This window comes from Mycobacterium sp. SMC-18 (assembly GCF_045310895.1).
Classification (GTDB): Bacteria; Actinomycetota; Actinomycetes; order Mycobacteriales; family Mycobacteriaceae; genus Mycobacterium.
Window position 1 is genome coordinate 25,878 of record NZ_JBJIAL010000015.1, and the last position, 17,696, is coordinate 43,573.

The window sequence follows — 17,696 nt, forward strand, 5'->3', positions numbered from 1 at the left end:
TAGGCCGTGCTCAATCCGTGGCGGGCCGCAAATGCACGACGTCACCCGCCGAGACGGCCACCGGGCCGTCGGCCGAATCGATCACCAGCGCACCACCGGCGTCGATTTCGGTGGCCTGCCCGACCACCTCACGCCCACCGGGCAACTCGGCCCGCACCGACTGCCCGAGCGTGGCGCTGTGCTTGCGGTAGATGGCCAGCAGCTCGACGTTGCCACCCGCGCGCCATTCGGCGATCCGCGCGTGCAGACGGTTCAACAGCGCCACGGCCAGCTGCTGCCGATCCGCTTGTGCCGCACCGAGACTCAACAGCGAGACGGCCACCGGGTCGGGCAGTTCGTCCGCGGCGAGCGACACGTTCAGCCCGATACCCACGACGATGACGGGCGAGCCGCCGGCCGGCGCCGCGACCTCCGCGAGAATCCCGGCCAGCTTGCCGGTGCCCACCAGCACGTCGTTGGGCCACTTGAGTGCGGCCTGCACGCCGGCCACCTCGGCAACGGCCTCGACGACAGCCACGCCGGCGGCCAGTGACAACAGGCCCCAGGTTTCGCTCGGCACGTCGGTGGTGTCCACGCCGATCGACACCAGAATCTGCGACCGCGGCACCGCCGTCCAGGTGCGGCCCTGACGCCCGCGTCCCTCCGTCTGGTCCTCGGTGAACAGGGCGACGCCCCCGACGTTCTCACCGGACTGTGCCCGCGCCGCGAGATCGGCGTTGGTGGAACCGGTTTGGGCCACCACCTCGACGCGCCAGCCGTCGCCGACGGACGCCTGGATCGCCGCGGCGTCCAGCGGCAGCAGCTCAGCAGTCATTGGTTACCTTCTTCCCGGCGAACCGATCCGCCATCCAGTCGAGCATCTCCTGCGCCGCGGGCGGGTTGTGGCCGCCGCGCGGGTCGAACTCTGTCGTGACCGTGCCCCCGAGCGAACAGGCGCGCCCGATGGCCGCCTTCGTCCACACGGAATCGATGAAGGGGTCCTGACCGCCGTACCAGACGTACAGCGGCGCGGTCAGCCGGCGCTGTGGAATTGCCCACGCCTGCAAGAGATCCTGCAGCCGCTGGGCGGCATCCGGCGAAACCGGCAGGAAGTCACGCGGCCCGAGTTGACCGGCGGCCACGGCACGCTTGTAGGCCGCGCCGGCGCTGCAGTCCGTCAGCACGTTCCAGTAGCGGGACGCACCGCCGTGCCGGTAGTCGTCGCGGTTCAGGTCGGGGTGCAGCCGGGCCAGTGATTCGATCAGCGCCTGCAGCACCGGTCGCTGCTCGCTGGTCAACGTGCCCGTCTGCGATTTCGCCACCAGGCCGCTGATATCGGCGGCGGGCGCCACGGCGACCGCACCGACCAACTTGAGTTCCGGGGCGTAGGGCTCGGCCTGCTCGTCGGCGGCCCAGGCCGCGGCGCCACCCTGCGAGTCGCCGAACGCCGCCCACGTCGCCCCGATGTCGCCGAACACATGCCGGGCCGCGCGGACCGCGTCGATCATGTTGAGACCGGCGGTGCGGGCGTCGGAGTACGGGTGCACACCCTTGACGCCCAGTCCCTGGTAGTCGGCCAGCGCGACGGCGTACCCGAGGTTGATCACCACTTTCGCGATGGGCAACAGGTTCATCAGGGTCGGCGACAGCGACGGCCCGCAGTTGTTGTCGATGCCCAGGGTGCCGTGCCCGAGGGCCACCACGGGCCAGCCGTCCTTGGGCGCCCGGCCCAGCGGGGTGAGCACCGCGCCCGAGACGACGGTCTGCGCGCCGGTGTCACCCGAGGTCGAGCGGTACACCACGCGTGCGGCGCGAATCCCCTGGCCGGTGAAGGTGCTGGTGACCCCCGGCATGGTCGTCGCCGACAGCAGGGTGCCCGGGCCCGAGCCGGCGAGATCGGCCGAACCGATCGGCTCCGGCGCGCCGGACAGCGGAATGAACATGTCCAGGGTCTTGGAGGCCGCGATCAGGGCCAGCGGCCGGAGGTAGGTCGCGGCGGTGAGACCACCGACGACCAGGACGGCCACCACTATCCACGGCAGGGCTTTACGCATCAATGGGGATTATTCACCGGCGGTCGCCCGCCCGGGCTCAGTAGGCGCCAGAACCGCCGATGATGGTGCGGAAGGTCTTGGCCGCGATCAGCAGGTCGTTGGTGATCGACCAGTTCTCGACGTACGACAGGTCGAGTCGCACCGAGTCCTCCCACGACAGGTCGGCGCGGCCGCTGACCTGCCACAGCCCGGTGATCCCGGGCAGCACCAGCAGCCGGCGGCGCACCTGCTCGTTGTACGTGTCGAACTCGCGGCGCAGCGGCGGGCGCGGCCCGACGACGCTCATGTCGCGGCGCAGCACGTTGAAGAACTGCGGCAGTTCGTCGATGCTGTAGCGCCGCAGGTACTTTCCGACCAGTGTGACGCGCGGGTCGTCGTGGATCTTGAACAGCACGCCGCTGCCGCTCTCGTTGAGGTCGAGGCTGATCAGGTCGTCGACCATGCGGTCGGCGCCCTGCACCATGGTGCGGAACTTCGTCATCTGGAACGGCTTGCCGTCCAAGCCGATTCGCTCGGAGCGGTAGAAGACCGGGCCGCGGCTGGTCAGCTTGATGGCGATGGCCGACAGCACCATCAGCGGCGCGGTGACCGTGAGCGCGAACAGCGCGACGAAGACGTCGAAGGCGCGCTTCTGGAGTTTCTTGGTCCCGCTGTACTGCGGACGCTCGACGTGGATCAGCGGCAGACCGGCGACGGGACGCATGGTGAGCCGGGGACCGGCGACGTCGATGACGCTCGGCGACACCACCATGTCGATGCCGAGCTTGTCGAGCTCCCAGGACAGCTCACGCACGCCTTCGGGCCCGAGGTGATCGGTCGTGGTCAGGGCGACGGCGTCGAAGCCGGCCTGGGAAATGGCGTCGGAGACCTGGGACTCGTTGCCGAGCACCGGCAGCTCGCCGACCCCGGCGACATCGAACGTGCCGCCGGCGGGACGACCGGTGAGACAGACGCCGCGGACGGAGTAGCCGTACCACCACTCGCGGTGCAGGGACTGCACCAGGTTGCTCACGGCGCGCGGGTCGCCGACCGCCAGCACCGAGGCGACACACTTGTTGCGCCGGCGCAGCCGGGCCAGCACGCGGCGGCAGATGGTCCGGCCGACGACGAGGCCGACGAGGCCGAGCGGCAGCGCGACGGCCAAGTAGCCGCGAGCGTATTCAGGGCGGAAGATCATGAGGGCGACGGCGATGATGCCGACGGTGGCCAGGGTCGCGGAGAACACCCGGCGGTACTCCTCGACGCCGGCGCCGACGATGCGCGGCGACCGGGTGCGGTACGCGGCCAGCATCGCCAGCCAGATGACGGCGACGAACGCCGACAGCACCGAGTAGTACGAGAAGACGTGCAGGTACGTCGAAGTGAATTCCAGGGAAGCGTCCGGTGTACCGAGCTTGACGAACTGGGCGCTCGCCAGGGCCAACACGACCACGACCAGATCGAATGCGATCAGGCACCAGCGGTAGCGGGTCTGCCAGGCCCGGTCAGCTAAAGGCGCGACGGCCCGCACGGGACGCGCGGGAGAAGCCTCGGGAACGAAGAGTTCTTCTGCCACGGACACTGACGCCTACTCCCTCCCATTTGCTGGCCGTTCGCCATAGCCCCCGCTCAGCGAACTGCGACTACTATCGCATCGTTTGCTCGAAAATACCACCGATCAGAAAAATAGGCAGGTCAAGTACAGCGTCCCTGCAGCGCGGCCTTAGCGAACCCGGCAAACTGATAGAAGAACGTCAGCTCCCACCCGATCGGCGAGAAGTCGTAGTCCCTGGGCAAAGCCACCGCAACAACCGAACCGTGGTCCGTGGAATAGCACTGCCGGAAGACCAGGCGGGCGCGCGGCAGGTGATACCGCCAGCTGACCACGATGATCCGGTGCCAGGACCGGCCCTCGGAGAGCCGGCGCATCATCATGGCCTCGCCGCGGGTGGTCAGGATCTCCGGCTTGCGGCAGATCACCTCGATGTCCGCCGCCGGCGCGCAGGCGCTCTTCATCTGCGGGTCGCCCGGTAGGTACGGGTTGGACAGCACGACGGTGCGCGCCCAGCCCTGGCGAGCCAGGCTCAGCCCGTACTGTTCGCGGCCGTCGTGCTCGCCGGCCAGCACGATGATCGCGTCGGCCCGCTGCAGCTGATCGGACTTGGCGTTGGCGAACAGCACCACCCCGGCCAGCCCGACATCGACGAGCAGGACGATCGTGACCACGCCGATGACGCGACGAACGATTCGGCCGAGGTCACCGCGTGCCATAGTCCGCCAGTTGTTCGGCGCACATCTCGCGGTACTGCTGCCACATGCGGCGACCCAACTCGCGCTGCCCGGCGGCGCTGTAGTGCCGATCGTCGGGACTGTTGTACGAATCACGCGGGCCCGGCACGAAGGTGGTCAGTGGCCACCGGTTCGGGGTGTCGGCGTGGACGGCGTCGATCGCGGCGTAGGGCTTGCCGCTCAGCTCCATCTCCTCGGGCACCATCTGGCCCAGCACGAACGGCAGGCGCTCCCCGTACCGCGCGCGCATGTCCCCGATCAGCGAGTCGAGCTTCTCCTGGTACTGCGCGCCGGAGATCAGTGGCACGTCGGTCTCCCCCTGATGCCAGAGCACGGTGGCGATCTCACTGCCGGGATACCGCGCGAGCGCCGCGTCGATGGCCTTCACGGCCCGGCGGTACAGGTTCACGCGGGTCTTGCGGTCGGCCGGATCCCAGGTGTGCCCGTTCTTCGGGGTGAACGAGGTGTCGCCGCGGGCACCGGGGATCAGCAGCACCGGACGTCCGGTGTCCTCGGCGAGTTGCTTGGCGAAGGTCGGACCGAAACCGACGTATTTGCAAGGTATTTCGTGCAGCAGCGGCTGCGTCGCCAGCACCGCGGTGCCTTTGGACGGCCCGCACATGGCCCACTGGTGCACCAGCGGATGGGGCCGGTCCAAGCCGTCGGGCTCGACGGGCAGCCCCATGCCGAACGCGTTGGACTGCCCCAGGATCGGCAGGATCAGGTATGGCCGCTCGGGCTCGCCGACGGGGGTGCCGCGGGGCGCGATGAGTCGCTTCACGATGCATTTCGCCTCGATCAGCAACTGTTGATGAATCGGGCTGTCGCCGTCGGGATTACGTGGTCCCCTGCGCAGGACAGTCATTGACCGCCTCGCCTCCCCTGAATCGTTCTGCCAGCCACCGCAATTGACCCGGTCCGTCAATATCGGCATGCCCACCGTCCGGCTGGAAATTCCAGACCACCGTACCGCCCAGCGAACATGCGCGGGCGATGGCGGCCTTCGTCCATTCCGGGTCGAGGAAGGTGTCCTTGCCGCCGTAGACCACCGACATGGGAGCCGACAGCGGCTGCTGCGGCAGCGCCCAGTCCTGCAGCAGGCGACGGAGCCGGTCGGCGGCCGCCGCGTCGACGGGCGCCAGGTCGGTCGGTCCGATCGCGTCGATGGCGGTGGCGCGGTAGGCGACGTCGGGCCCCGAGCACGCCGACAGCACCTTCCAGTACCGGGCCGCCGCGCCCCTGCGGTAGTCGTCGCGGTTCAGGTCCGGATGCAGCCGGGCCAGCGACTCGACGATCGCCTGGAACGCCGCTTCCTGATCTTTGGTCATGGTGCCCGCGACGGCTTTGTCGACGATGCCCGCCACGTCGGCCGACGGCACGCTGGCGGCCGCCCCGATCAGGTCGAGTTCGGGCGCGTAGGTGCGCGCCTGTTCGTCTGCGGCCCACGCCGCGCCGCCGCCCTGCGAGCCGCCGAACACGGCCCAGCGGTTCGAGATGTCGCGGAAGGTGTGGCGCAGGGCGCGGACGGAGTCGATGACGTTGCGGCCCGCGGTGCGGCTGTCGGTGTACGGATGGACACCGGGGGCACCCAGCCCCTGGTAATCGGCGAGGGCCACGGCGAAACCGAGGTTGACGAAGCCCTGCACGAACACCACGTTGCCGAGGAGATTCGCCGACAGCGACGGCGCACAGGGCTGGTCGATGCCGGTGGTGCCGTGGGCCAGCGCGATCACCGGCCAGCCGCCGTCGGGCGCCTGGCCGCGGGGCGTGAACACCGATCCCGACACCACCGTCGGCGCATCGGTGTCACCCGAGGTGGATCGGTAGACCACGCGGGCGGCCTGCAGATCCTTGCCTTCCACCGAGTTGGTCAGCGCCGGCATCGTCATGGCGCTGATCAGGCTGCCTGGCCCCGAGCCGGTGAGGTCGGCGGTGCGGATCGGCACCGGGTCACCGGCGTCGCCGTGCCGCAGCTTGTCCAGGGCCCAGCTACCGACCTGCCACATCACCGGCAACGACGCCGCGATCAGGAGCACTGCCGCGAGCGCGGCGCCCCACTGGATCGCACGACGCATTCAGGACCACCTGGTGCGGTACCGCTTGGCGAATTTCATGACGGGTTCTTCCACTGCGTAGTACGTGACGGCCGAGACCACGAGTGTCACCGCCAGGACGAGCGCCACGTTGCGCAGCATGCCGGGCACGGTGTCGCCGGCCATCAGGCCCCAGCGTCCCAGCAACAGCATGAGGGGGAAATGCCAGAGGTAGGCCGACAACGAGACCTTCCCGACGAACCGGAAGGGCGCGGTGTCCAGCAGCTCGGCCAGCCCGGACCGCTCCCCGCGGAACAGCGGCGCGACGATGACGAGGATGCCCAGCGCGCACAGCACCGCCAGGGCCGATGTCGCGTACGGGTTGGCCAGGGCGATCAACCCGAGCATGACGATGCCCGCCGGGAACATCGCCAGGAAGCTGTACAGCCGGACGCGCCGGCTGAGCTTCTCGCGAATCGCGTTGTGCTCCATGGCCACGACCAGCACCGCGGCGGCCATGCCGAACGCGAAGGTGTCGGAGTTGGTCAGGAAGGTCTTGGTGTAGACCGCGACCCAGTTGGCGCCCCAGTTGATCTCCGTCGGATCGGTCAGGTGCAGTGCCGAGATCATCCACGGCACGAAGGCCCGGCCGATGAAGCCCAGCGCGATCAGCAGTGCCGGGCCGAGGGACACGATGACCCACGGCCGCAGGTTCGATCGCCGGGCGAGGGCGAACAGCAGCATGCCCAGCAGCGGGATCGAAAGGTAGAAGGCGTATTCCAGCGTCAGCGACCACGACGGGTTCAGGCCGGTCTGGAAGTACTTCGGGATGTACGACTGCATCAGGGTCAGGTTGGCGATCAGCTGCCACGGGTCGGTGATCATGCCGGTGCCGTCTTCGGTGCGCGTCGGCTGCAGTGACGCGTTCTCGATGTAGACGATCTGCAGCAGGTAGTTGCACAGCAGGAAGATGACCAGGTAGCCGGGCAGGATGCGGGCGATGCGGTGGACGGCGAAGTTCGCGGTGCTGGGCAGTTCGCGCTGCTCGATCAGGTTGCGCACGTAGGGCAGGAACAGCAGGAACCCGCTGAGCGCGTAGAAGAAGATCAGCGACAGCCCGACCAGGTTCGTCTTCCAGTGGTAGGCCGTCTGCGGCGAGTAGTGCCCGGTGACGTGCATGACGGCGACGCCGAGGCACGACAGCCCGCGGGCGCCGTCCAGCCCGATGATGCGGGCCCGGGTCCGGACCGGTGCCGAGGTCGGCGCGTTCACTGTCCTGCTCCCTGCGTGGAATTGAATGACGGACAACTGTTCGGGGCGGGGACGCCGTCGAAGCGGTCCTTGATCCAGTCGTAGGACACGGCCACGTCGATGTCGGCGTGCCCCTTGGTCGGCTGGAACATGATGTCGATGACGTCGCCGAGGCGGCACGCGGCGGCGAGCGCCTTGTTCGTCCAGTCCGGCGGCAGCAGCGTGTCCTGGCCGCCGTACAGCACGAGCATCGGCGCGGACGCCGGCTCCTTGGGCAGGCTCCGCTTGGCCAGCAGGTCCTGCAGCGTCGCTTCGGCCTGCGGGTTCGCCGGCCGTAGGTCGTCGGGCGTGATCTTGTCGATCGCCGCGGTCCGCGCCGCGGCGTCCCCCGTGCGGCACGAGGCCAGGATGTCCCAGTGCTCGACGATCTCGCCGTGGCGATAGTCCGCGAGGTTCAGCGACGGGTTCTCCGTCGCCAGGGACGCCAGGATCAGCTGCAGGATGGCGCCCTGCTCCTTCGACAGGCTGCCGGCCGCCGCTCCGGCGGCCAGACCGGTGAGATCGGTGGCCGGTGAGAGGCTGACGGTGCCGACGAGGTTGAGCCCGGTGCCGTATCGGGCGGCGAGTTCGTTTGCGGCCCAAGCGGCTTGGCCACCCTGGGACACCCCGACGGCCAGCCACCGGTCCGACGACTGCGGCACCAGCTTGTGCGCCGCGCGCACGGAGTCGATGACGTTGTAGCCCACCGTCGTGGCATCGGCGTACGGATGGCCGACGGTCCCCGGACCGAGGCCCTGATAGTCCGGCAGGCTCACCACGTAGCCGGCCTTGACCAGCGTGGTGATCGGCTGGGACAGCCCCTGCAACGTCGACGAGCCCGACGGTCCGCAGTCGCGTTGCATGCCGGACGTCGCGTGGCCGAAGACGATGACCGGCCAGCCGCCCGGCGGCGGTGTCCCGTTCGGCACGAACACCGAACCCGATACCTCGGTGTGCTCGCCGGTGATCCCCGACGTCGACGTGTAGGCGATGCGCGCGGCCAGCGAGACCGCCGATTTCAGCCGCAGGTCCAGCGTGGGGAACGTCGAGGCCGACACCAGCGCCCCGGGCACCTCGCCGGCGCCGGTGGTGTCAGGTTTGAGATCGATCCCCGGAGCCGTTGGTGGCCCGGCCTTTTTCGGTGCCGAGTCACTCTGGCAGGCCGGCGCGGTCAGGCACACCGCGGCCAGCAGCGCCGCCGCGGCGACGCGCCGCAGCCACGGCGAGTTCATCCCGAGGTCCCGGCGCTCGCGTCACCGATCACCCGCTCGAGGTGGCGGCGACTCTGTACCCGGTCGAAGATCAGCGCCCGCGCGATGACCGCGATGACGCACAGTGCGAAACCCAGGACCGTCCCGGTCATCACGTAGGACCACACGCCGCCCACCCGCTGGGCGGGACTGGCGTCGTCGATGACGACGAGCGTCGCGCTGGTACCGGCGACCAGAGCCAGCCGGTTGCCCACCGCGACGAGGTCGTTGACGACCTCGTGCGCGATCTGCGTGGTCTGGTCGGCATCACCGCCGGTGACCGTGACGTTCAACATCGCTGTGGCACTGGGCAATATGACGATCCGGGCCGCGAGTTCCTTGTCGGACTCGATGAGGCCCAGCTTCTGGATGATGGGTGCGGTGATCTGGGAGCTGGTGGCCAGGTTCCGGTAGGTCTCCATCAGGCCGAGCATGCCGGCGTCGCCGTAGTAGGCGTCGAGCGGCGATGCGCTGCCCTCGGTCCGGACGAAAACCGATGCGGTCGACCGGTACTCCGGCTTGGCGTACTCCCAGCCCACCCAGCCCATCAGCGCGCTCGCGATGGTGGTGACGAGCACCAGCACCCAGCTGTTCTTGACGAACAGCACGTAGTCGCGCACCCGCGGCACTCCGGCCGGGGTGATCACGTCGCCCCCACACAGACGTCGGCCACGCGCTCGCCGTCGAACCGCGCCTGCAGCCACGCCAGCGCGTTCTGCATCGTCTGGTCGTTGATCACGCCGGTGTCGCCGACGCCGCGCATCAGCACGATCTGCTGGCCGCGGGCACACGCGGCCGCGGTGGCCGTCAGCACGCCGGCCGCCGGGTTGACGGTGTCGGCCGTACCGAACGCCACCAACACCGGCGGATCGTTCGGGCCCGCAACGGGACTGGGCAGCGCGACGGCACCGAGGCGCCGCTTGAGGTCAGCGGCGGCGGCCGCGTCCTTGGCCTGGAAGTCGTTGGGAGTCAACTGATTCAGCGCCAGCTGGGCGGCCGCGACGTCGCGCGGCGCACAGTCGACCAACAGGTCCCACTGGTCCTTGAGTTTCGCCGAGCGGTGCGCGTCGAGGTCGAAGTCGGGCTGCATGGTTTCCAGGCTCTGCAGCGCCCGGATCTGCAGCCGGTACTGATCGGCGGTCGCCAGCGCGGCGGTGCGGTCCGGGTCGGCGAGCGGCGCCAGATCGGCGATCGGGTTGACCGCCACCGCGCCGACCATGTTCATGCCGGCGCCGTAGGTGCCGTTGCGTTCGGCCGCGGCCCACGCGGCCAGGCCGCCTTCACCGGCGCCCAGCGCACCCCAGTTGGTGCTGGTCGACGGAGCGGCACGATGGATCGCGCGAGCGGCGTCGATGATGCTGTTGCCCAGGCTGTTCGCGTCCAGGATGGAGTGCTGCCGGGCGCTGGAACCGGGGTCGATGCCCAGCCCCTGGTAGTCGGACAGGGCGATGGCGAAGCCGCGCCGCAGATACACCGTCATGCCGGTCGAGTAGCCCCAGAACTGCGGCGCGAGGGTCGGCGCGCACTTCGGCAGCAGCCCGGTGGTGTCGTGCCCGAACGAGATGATGGGCCAGCCGCCCTTGGGCGCGGGGCCCGGGGGCACCGCGATCAGCGCGCTGACCTGGATGGGACGGCCGTCCACGCCGCTGGTGGACCGGTACACGATGCGCGCCGCGGTGGCGCCGGCCTCGTCGAAGCTGCGGTCGCCTTTGACGGGCTTCAGCTCGACAAGGGAACCCGGGCCGTCGTCGGTGAGATCGGGCGGCGGCAACGCCTCGGCCCCCGGGAACATCGGGGTGAGGTCCCGGGTGGGACGCACGTCGTCACCCGGTCGCGGCGGCACCGGGCCCGACTGGCCGCACGCAGCCACGGTGACCAGCACTGCAGCCAGTGCCAGTACCGTGCGCCGCAACTCAACCTGACGCATCACGGCTTCTGGTGCGCCGCCGTCTTGGCCTCGGGCTGCGGTGCAGCCTTGGGGGCGGCCTTCGACGCCGCCTTCTTGCTCTTGTCGCCACCGGACTTGGGGCCGTCGGACCCGCCGATGTGGAGCTTGAACTCGACCGGTTCGTCGGTGGCGACCGAACCGATCAGCACCGCGTTGGCGGACTTCAGGGTCTGCACGGCACGGGTGAGCGCATTGCTCGTGGTGTGCCGGATGCGGCCGACCAGCAGCGCCCCGTCCGACAGCGCGGCGGCGACGGCACCGTCGTTGTACTTACCCAGCGGCGGCGTGTCCACGACGACGTAGTCGAACTGGCCGGACAGGTCGGCGAACAGGCTCTCGGTGTGGTCGCCGGCCCACAACTCGCCGGGACGTGTGGTGGCGGGGCCCGCGGGCAACACCGCGATCCGGTGCTGACCGACGGAGACCTCGGGGATCAGGCTCTCGGCGACGGTGTTCTCGCCGACCAGCACGGTGCTCAGGCCGCGGTCGGCTGCCCCTTGACGGGCCGCCGGGGTCAGGTCCAGGCGCTGTGCCACCGCCGGGTTGCGCAGGTCACCGTCCACCAGCACCACACTTCGGCCGGTCTCGGCCAGCACGGTGGCCAGATCGATGGCCACCGTCGTCCGCCCGTCGGACGGCGACGGACTGGCCACCGCGATCACGCGAGCGGCCTCATTGCGATTTGCCGGCACGGTGAACCGCAAATTGTTGCGGAGCTCGCGCAGCGCCTCCGGATAGGCACCTTCGGCGGTCAGGTCGACCACCGGCGCATGGCTCCGGGCCGAGTCCGCGGGCAGCGCACCCATGAGCAGCGAACCACTGGCGTCGGCCACGCGGTCGCGGCCGCGCACGCGGCGGTCGATGATGCCGAGCACGATGGCCGCCAGCAGGCCGAGAACGAGGCCACCGGCCAGTCCCATCCCGATGCGGGTGACCATCGAATAGCCCAGGGGCTTGGTCGGATAGCCGGCCTCGTCCACCACGATGGCGCCCGCGGCGGGGCTGCCGCCACGGCGGGACGTCTCCAGCTCCCCCACCAGGCCGGCGAGCTGATCGGCCACCGCGCTGGCGTAGGTCTGCGCCTGGCCCGGGTCCTTGTCGGTGACCGAGACCTGCAGCAACACGGTCTTGGGCAGCGGGACGGCAGTGACCTTGGACCGCAGTTCGCCCGCCGAGATGGTCGCCTTCAGCTGGTCCACCGCGCGGGCGGCCACCTGCTCGCTCATGGCGAGGGTGGCGTAGGAGTTCACGCGGTCCTGGGAGAACAGGTTGTTCTGGTAGGCCTCGGTGACCGAGGTGCCGTTCTGGGTCGCCACGAAAAGCGTCGCGCTGGACTGGTATTCGCGATCACCGAATTCCCACCACGCCCAGCCCGCGACACCCCCGACAACCGCCAGCGCCACGATCGCCCACCAGTACCGGCCGAATATCCGCAGGTACTCTTTGATCTCCAAGGTCGTGCCCCTTATTTCAGCAATGCGACGGCTCACAGATTAACGGCTGGGAACCGGACCGACCATTCAGACGCGCCACGGGTCCGGGCAACCTGCTTGAGCTTAGCTGGTCGAGCTGAGAACATAGTCGGCATGAACGCCCGTTTGGGTCAACTCGGCAATCTTAAATCATCGGCCGGGATTCTGGCCGGGATCGTGGGCTTGGTCTGGTTGGCGACGTCTTTCGGCCAGCTCACTTTGTTGGGCATTGTCGCTATTGCCGCACTGGTTGTCGGCATCTATGTCGGATTACGGCATCCGCTGTGGTTCTTGTACGGATTGGCGGTCGTCACCGGCGCCCTGCCTTTCGGATATTTCCCGGGTGTTCACGTCCCCTTATATCTGCCGTTCGCATTCGGTGCGGTGGTCGCGTTGTTCGTACATCCGCGACTGGCCCGCCCGATTCATCCGATGGAATGGTCGATCATCGCGCTCGTGATCACCTCGATCGCGTCGGTCGCGGTAACCGGCGTCGGCATGGGCGACATCATCCAGATCGTCCGGTGGTCGGTCGTGACGCTCGTCGCGATCGCACTGAGCAGCCTGACGTCCGAGCATCTGGAGAAATTCGGCCGCATATTCGTCTACGCGACGTTGTTCAACGCCGTATTCGGCTTGTACATCGTGGCTTTCGACCCCAACCAGACGTCGTTCAAATACCTGCGGGTCTTCGGTTATGCCGCGGAGTACACCGCCACCCGCTTCGCCTTCACCGACGGCGGCATGGCGCGTTCCATGCGCCTCGGCGGCACCTCGGTCGACCCCAACGCCGAAGGCATCGCGCTGGTGGTCTCGATCGCCGTCGCCCTGGTCGTCCTGGCCGGTTGGCAGCGCATCGTGGTGACCGGCATCTTCGCGGTCGCGCTGCTGCTCACGCTGAGTCGGGCCGGCATGTTCACCGTCGTCGCCGGGGCGCTGCTGGTGCTGGCCTTCCACACCATGCGGGCGCGGGACCGTGGGCTGGCCATCGCCGCCATGATCGCCGCCGTTGGCCTCGCGGCCGCGATACCCGAGGTGCGCACCAGATTCGCGCACTCGTTCAGCAGTGACGACGTCGGTTCCACGTCACGAATTGATGCCATCCGCGAATTCCCCGACACCATGGCCGGTTACTGGCTGTTCGGAAAGGGCTGGAACCGGCTCGAATTCCGGGACGGCAACTATGCGTTCGTGCTCAACCACGTGTCGAACGCGCCATTGCTGACGATTTACCGCGGCGGCATCTTCACCGGTCTGGCGTTCTTTGCGATCATGCTGATCGGTTGCGTCATGAGCTACCGCGCCATCCGTTCCAATTCATTTCCGTGGGCGGTGTACGGCGGCATCTTCATCGGATTCTGCGTTGTCGCGCTGCAACTCGATCACCCGGTGGTCGGTATCCCGCCGGCCACGCTCAAATTCTCCATTTTGCTGGCATTCCTGGTGCATATAGACCGAGAACGCCGAGATCAGATACGGCGACACGCCCAAGCAGATTCACAGCAAATGCCCATTGCTGCTGCACACTGAGTGCGCGTTTGCGCCTCGCGACGCACTTCATAGGTGAAGGGCGGTTGCACGATGCCCGGGAAGCGCCCCCGACGATCCGCCCGCCGTTTCTCGAGCGTGGCATCGGCGATCGCCGGCAGCATGGTCTGCGCCCTCATCGTCTTGACCGGCATCCCAGGGGACACCCCTGAGCGGGTCAGGATCGCCGAGCGGGCCAATGTCGTCAACCTGCCGACCACCATCGGCTTCGCCGACTCCGACATCTACGGACTGTCGCCCGATGACGTGAACCGGACGCTGGCATTGATGGCCAACAACCGCGTGAACACCATCAGGTTGATGATCCCGTGGGCCGGCGTCGAGCCGATCCTCGGCCAGCTCGACTGGAGCCTGGTCGACAAGACGGTGAATGCCGCGGCCGCCATGAACATGTCGATCATCGCATTCGTCAATGCCACCCCTCCCTGGGCCATGTCGCAGGGCGGCCTGCCGCTGAGCAGCCGGCCGTCGGATCCGGACGCCTACGGCAATTTCATGACGAAGGTGGCCACCCGCTACAAGGGGAAGATCTCCGCATACGAGATCTGGAACGAGCCGAACGCGGTGTTCTTCTACAGTCCCGCACCGGATCCCGCGGGCTATACCGATCTGCTGAAGTCGGCCTATCCGCGCATCAAGGCCGTCGACCCGGACGCGACGGTGATCGGCGGCGTCGTCGGCGCCGTGGTGGACTTCGGTTCGTGGTCGATCAACCCGGTGCGCTTCATCGCCGGGATGTACGCCGCCGGCGCCAAGGGGAACTTCGACGCGCTGTCGTTCCACCCGTACAACTACAACCTGAAGTTCTCCGACGGCATGCTGATCGCGAATTCGCCTGTCCTGCAACTGGTTCAGATGCGCCAGGTGATGATCGACAACGGCGACGAGGGCAAGCGGATCTGGGCCACCGAGTACGGCGAGCCCACCTCGGTGGTCAACGAGACCACGCAGGCCGCGTACCTCAAGGACATCTACACCAAGTGGCAGGAGATGCCGTACACCGGCCCGCTCATGGTCTACACCACGCGTGACCGCAAGACCGGAAGCAACCAGGCCGACGCCACCGTCGGGCTCTACCGCAGCGACTGGACACCGAAGCCCGCGGCCGCCGAACTGGCGGCGACCATCGCCGCCGGGGTACCGAAATCGCCGGAGTTCCTACGCTTTTCGCAGATCACCGACCCGGCGCACGGCTCGGTCCTGAGCCCGGTGTTCAAGGCCACCAAGACGGTGTGGGCGCAGGTCCGCACGGTCAACACCATCTACGAGCTGCCGAGCGGCTACGTGTCGTCGCCGCGCCCGGTGGCCGACATCGCGATGCAGCGGAACTCGGTGCCCGCGAGCGTGTTCGCCAACGGCCAACAGGACTTCACGGGTGGCCAGGCGTTCCGGGTGTGGTGGTCACCCGAGACCGGCGCCCACTGGGCCTCGAGCGCTTTCGCGCAGGCCTGGAAACCGCAGCTGGGGTTGGCCACCAGCGACGAGCGCTACGTCAACGGCTCCAACCGCGTCGACTTCCAGCACGGTTACATGGTCTGGGCACCGTGGGTCGGCGTGAAGGTCTACTACACCTGACCATCGCCGCGCAGCAGGTCGGCAACCGCCTTGTGCGGCAACCGGTCCTGCCACCGCTGCCGGTTGATCTCGTACAGCTGGTTGCCCAGATCGACGGCGGCCGGCACGTCGGTGAGCAGCCGCCGGCACTCGGCGATGAACGCCGCGTCCTCGTCCAGGGCACGCAGCCCGAAGATCGGCCCGAGTGATCCGATGGCCGCCGTGGTGGCGACGGCAGGCAGCCCGATCCGGATGGTGTCGAGCAGCTTGACCCGGACTCCTCCGCCGGTGCGGATCGGCGCGATCAGGGCCCGGCACGTGGCCAGGAACGCCCCGAGGTCGTCGACGAATCCGAGGTCGCGGACCCCGTCGGGATAGACCGGGTCGGCCGCACCGGGTTTCTTGGCCCCGATGATGCACAGTTCGGCGCCGGCGATCCCGGCGGAGATCCGCGGCCACAGTTCGAGGGCCCGCAGGAACCCCTCCTGGTTGGGTGGCCAGTCGCGGGTACCCATGAACACCAGCCGCGGCGGGGAGGCCGCGACGTCGACCTGGGTACCGGGCGGCATCGTGATGTCCATGAACCGGGCGTCCCGGACACCGTTGTCGCGGTAGTACTCGGCTTCCTCGGCGTCGTAGGTACTGACGGCGTCGGCCGCGCGCGCGACGCGCAGCTCGTCGCGGACCAGCCGCGGTTCCTCGACGCGGCCGAGCGCGCCGCGCGACGCCCGCCAGACCAGCGACTCGCTCACGTTCGTGTTGACGACGAACCGCTTCTTCCCGAAATGCTTGCTGCGGAAGAACGATTCGGCCATGTAGCTGTGTTCGGCGACGAACACGTCGGCGTCGCTGCGGTCGATGGCACGGACCAGTTCGTCGGTGTCGAATCGGACATGCACCAGGCTGCGCCGGCGCCGCAGGGAGTCGATGAGCAGCCGGTGCGGACGCACGGCCGGCTTGTGGACCCGCTCCAGCGGCAGGCCACCGGGGATCAGGTCGGCGGTGACGGTGCCCGGTTGGGGCGACAGCGCGATGGCCGACACCTCGGACGAGTCGGCGGCCAGCTGCATGAGCATGCGGGCCAGTGCGACGTCACCGGTGTGTTCGAGCACCGGGTCTTTCGACAGGATGAACGCGGTCTTCGGTGTGGTCATGACTCCACCACCTCGCGCGGCCGGTAGACCGCCCACGTGAACCCGGCGAGCATGATCGCGTCGGCGACGGTGGCCGCGATGGCCGCGCCCACCGCGCCGAGCGGTGTCAGTGTCGCGAGGGCGGCGACCATGCCGAGTTTCACCGGCACCAGGCCGACGGCGATGGTGAGCCGGAAGACGTCGCGCCGCTGGGTGTAGAGGATCACCTGCAGCACGAAGATGCAGATACGCAGCGCGGCGAAGCCGCCCATGATCATCATGGTCGTGGCGAGCTGGGTCGGTGCCCCGAAGGCGAACAGGCAGCCACCGATGATCAGCAGCAGCGAGCCGCCGAGTGCCGCCATCCGCAGGATGTTGCGCAGCGGTGGGGCGGCGGACAGGTCACCGCCGCTCTCCCGCAGCGGCTCGTGATAGGTCATGCCGAAGGACTGGCCGGCGGCCGCCACCGCGGCCGCGACGACCCACGCGAGCTGGTAGTAGCCCGCTGCCGTGGTGTCCACCAGGGTGCCGAGCAGCAGCACGTCACCGCCGAGATACAGCGTGGTGCCGAGCATTTCGCCGGTCAGCGCCGCGATCAACCGCGGCGGCCCGGGTGGTGCGGGCCGGTGGCCGATGGCCAGCTTGGCCCCGACCAGCAGGATCAGCACGTAGGGCGTGCAGTACAGCAGCGAGGCGTGGGTGAGCGTCGGGTGCGCCGAGGTGTACAGGTACACCGCGCCGATGCCGGCGCTGGAGAACTGCCGCGCGGTGTCGAGCCGATACACCTTGTCCGGGTGGCCATCTCGCGCGGACTGACTCTTGACGACGTTGAGGGCGATCTCGCCGCCGGCCACCATCAGACCGAAGCCGATGACGTAGTTGACGTCGAACGTGACCGCGCCGGTGGCGACCAGCCCCACTGCGACGAGATAGCGCATGGTGCGCTCACGCAGGAAGTGCTCCTCGGATTCCCGGATGGCCCGGACCGCGAAGGAGTTGTCGACGGTGTTGCCGACGATGCCGTTGAGCACCGTCGCCATGGCGTACAGGCCGTATTCGGAGACGCCGAGGCGCTGCACGAGGATCAGCGTCCACAGCAGGCCGACCCCGCGACCGCCGTAGATCCAGATCAGCGAGATGAGCGTCTTCGCCACATTGCGGGTGGGC

At 68.6% G+C, this 17,696-nt stretch carries 15 protein-coding genes; 2 read left to right on the forward strand and 13 right to left on the reverse strand.

The window, feature by feature from the left end; all coding sequences use genetic code 11:
• Nucleotides 1-10: 10 nt before the first annotated feature.
• From ACJH6J_RS15340 to ACJH6J_RS15390, 11 genes are all read right to left on the reverse strand, one after another.
• Nucleotides 11-814, reverse strand: a complete 804-nt coding sequence (locus ACJH6J_RS15340) for a biotin--[acetyl-CoA-carboxylase] ligase (protein ID WP_406804164.1) — start codon at nt 812-814, stop codon at nt 11-13.
• Nucleotides 804-2,033, reverse strand: a complete 1,230-nt coding sequence (locus ACJH6J_RS15345; protein ID WP_406804165.1) for a lipase family protein — start codon at nt 2,031-2,033, stop codon at nt 804-806. Before ACJH6J_RS15345 ends, ACJH6J_RS15340 begins: the two co-directional genes overlap by 11 nt.
• A gap of 37 nt (nt 2,034-2,070) precedes the next feature.
• Nucleotides 2,071-3,594, reverse strand: a complete 1,524-nt coding sequence (locus ACJH6J_RS15350; RefSeq protein WP_406804166.1) for a sugar transferase — start codon at nt 3,592-3,594, stop codon at nt 2,071-2,073.
• Nucleotides 3,595-3,707: 113 nt separating this feature from the next.
• Nucleotides 3,708-4,283 carry a YdcF family protein gene (locus ACJH6J_RS15355; protein ID WP_406804167.1) on the reverse strand — a complete coding sequence of 192 codons (576 nt, stop codon included), beginning with the start codon at nt 4,281-4,283 and terminating at the stop codon, nt 3,708-3,710.
• Nucleotides 4,270-5,166, reverse strand: a complete 897-nt coding sequence (locus tag ACJH6J_RS15360) for a sialate O-acetylesterase (RefSeq protein ID WP_212806608.1) — start codon at nt 5,164-5,166, stop codon at nt 4,270-4,272. The genes ACJH6J_RS15355 and ACJH6J_RS15360 overlap by 14 nt, the downstream gene beginning before the upstream one ends.
• On the reverse strand, nt 5,138-6,376 hold the full coding sequence (locus tag ACJH6J_RS15365) for a lipase family protein (RefSeq protein ID WP_212806609.1): 1,239 nt from the start codon (nt 6,374-6,376) through the stop codon (nt 5,138-5,140). The genes ACJH6J_RS15360 and ACJH6J_RS15365 overlap by 29 nt, the downstream gene beginning before the upstream one ends.
• Complete coding sequence (locus tag ACJH6J_RS15370) at nt 6,377-7,606, reverse strand: acyltransferase (protein WP_212806610.1); 1,230 nt, start codon at nt 7,604-7,606, stop codon at nt 6,377-6,379.
• Nucleotides 7,603-8,856, reverse strand: coding sequence for an alpha/beta fold hydrolase (locus ACJH6J_RS15375; RefSeq protein ID WP_406801402.1), 1,254 nt, complete (start codon nt 8,854-8,856; stop codon nt 7,603-7,605). Before ACJH6J_RS15375 ends, ACJH6J_RS15370 begins: the two co-directional genes overlap by 4 nt.
• The gene (locus tag ACJH6J_RS15380; protein WP_406804168.1) at nt 8,853-9,521 is read right to left on the reverse strand and encodes a YveK family protein; all 669 of its coding nucleotides are present in this window, start codon (nt 9,519-9,521) and stop codon (nt 8,853-8,855) included. Before ACJH6J_RS15380 ends, ACJH6J_RS15375 begins: the two co-directional genes overlap by 4 nt.
• Nucleotides 9,518-10,801 carry a lipase family protein gene (locus tag ACJH6J_RS15385; RefSeq protein WP_212806613.1) on the reverse strand — a complete coding sequence of 428 codons (1,284 nt, stop codon included), beginning with the start codon at nt 10,799-10,801 and terminating at the stop codon, nt 9,518-9,520. Before ACJH6J_RS15385 ends, ACJH6J_RS15380 begins: the two co-directional genes overlap by 4 nt.
• The gene (locus ACJH6J_RS15390) at nt 10,801-12,276 is read right to left on the reverse strand and encodes a polysaccharide biosynthesis tyrosine autokinase (protein WP_212806614.1); all 1,476 of its coding nucleotides are present in this window, start codon (nt 12,274-12,276) and stop codon (nt 10,801-10,803) included. Before ACJH6J_RS15390 ends, ACJH6J_RS15385 begins: the two co-directional genes overlap by 1 nt.
• Nucleotides 12,277-12,408: 132 nt before the next feature.
• Here ACJH6J_RS15390 and ACJH6J_RS15395 point away from each other — a divergent pair, with 132 nt between their 5' ends.
• Entirely contained in the window at nt 12,409-13,824 is a 1,416-nt protein-coding gene (locus ACJH6J_RS15395) for an O-antigen ligase family protein (RefSeq protein WP_406804169.1), read from the forward strand.
• 96 nt (nt 13,825-13,920) lie between these two features.
• Complete coding sequence (locus ACJH6J_RS15400; protein ID WP_346416995.1) at nt 13,921-15,417, forward strand: cellulase family glycosylhydrolase; 1,497 nt, start codon at nt 13,921-13,923, stop codon at nt 15,415-15,417.
• On the opposite strand, the gene ACJH6J_RS15405 is transcribed toward ACJH6J_RS15400, so the two are convergent.
• Both ACJH6J_RS15405 and ACJH6J_RS15410 read right to left on the reverse strand, forming a co-directional pair.
• Nucleotides 15,408-16,550, reverse strand: a complete 1,143-nt coding sequence (locus ACJH6J_RS15405) for a glycosyltransferase family 4 protein (RefSeq protein WP_212806616.1) — start codon at nt 16,548-16,550, stop codon at nt 15,408-15,410. The two genes, ACJH6J_RS15400 and ACJH6J_RS15405, sit on opposite strands and share 10 nt — an antisense overlap.
• Nucleotides 16,547-17,683, reverse strand: a complete 1,137-nt coding sequence (locus ACJH6J_RS15410; protein WP_212806617.1) for a hypothetical protein — start codon at nt 17,681-17,683, stop codon at nt 16,547-16,549. Before ACJH6J_RS15410 ends, ACJH6J_RS15405 begins: the two co-directional genes overlap by 4 nt.
• Nucleotides 17,684-17,696: the final 13 nt, after the last annotated feature.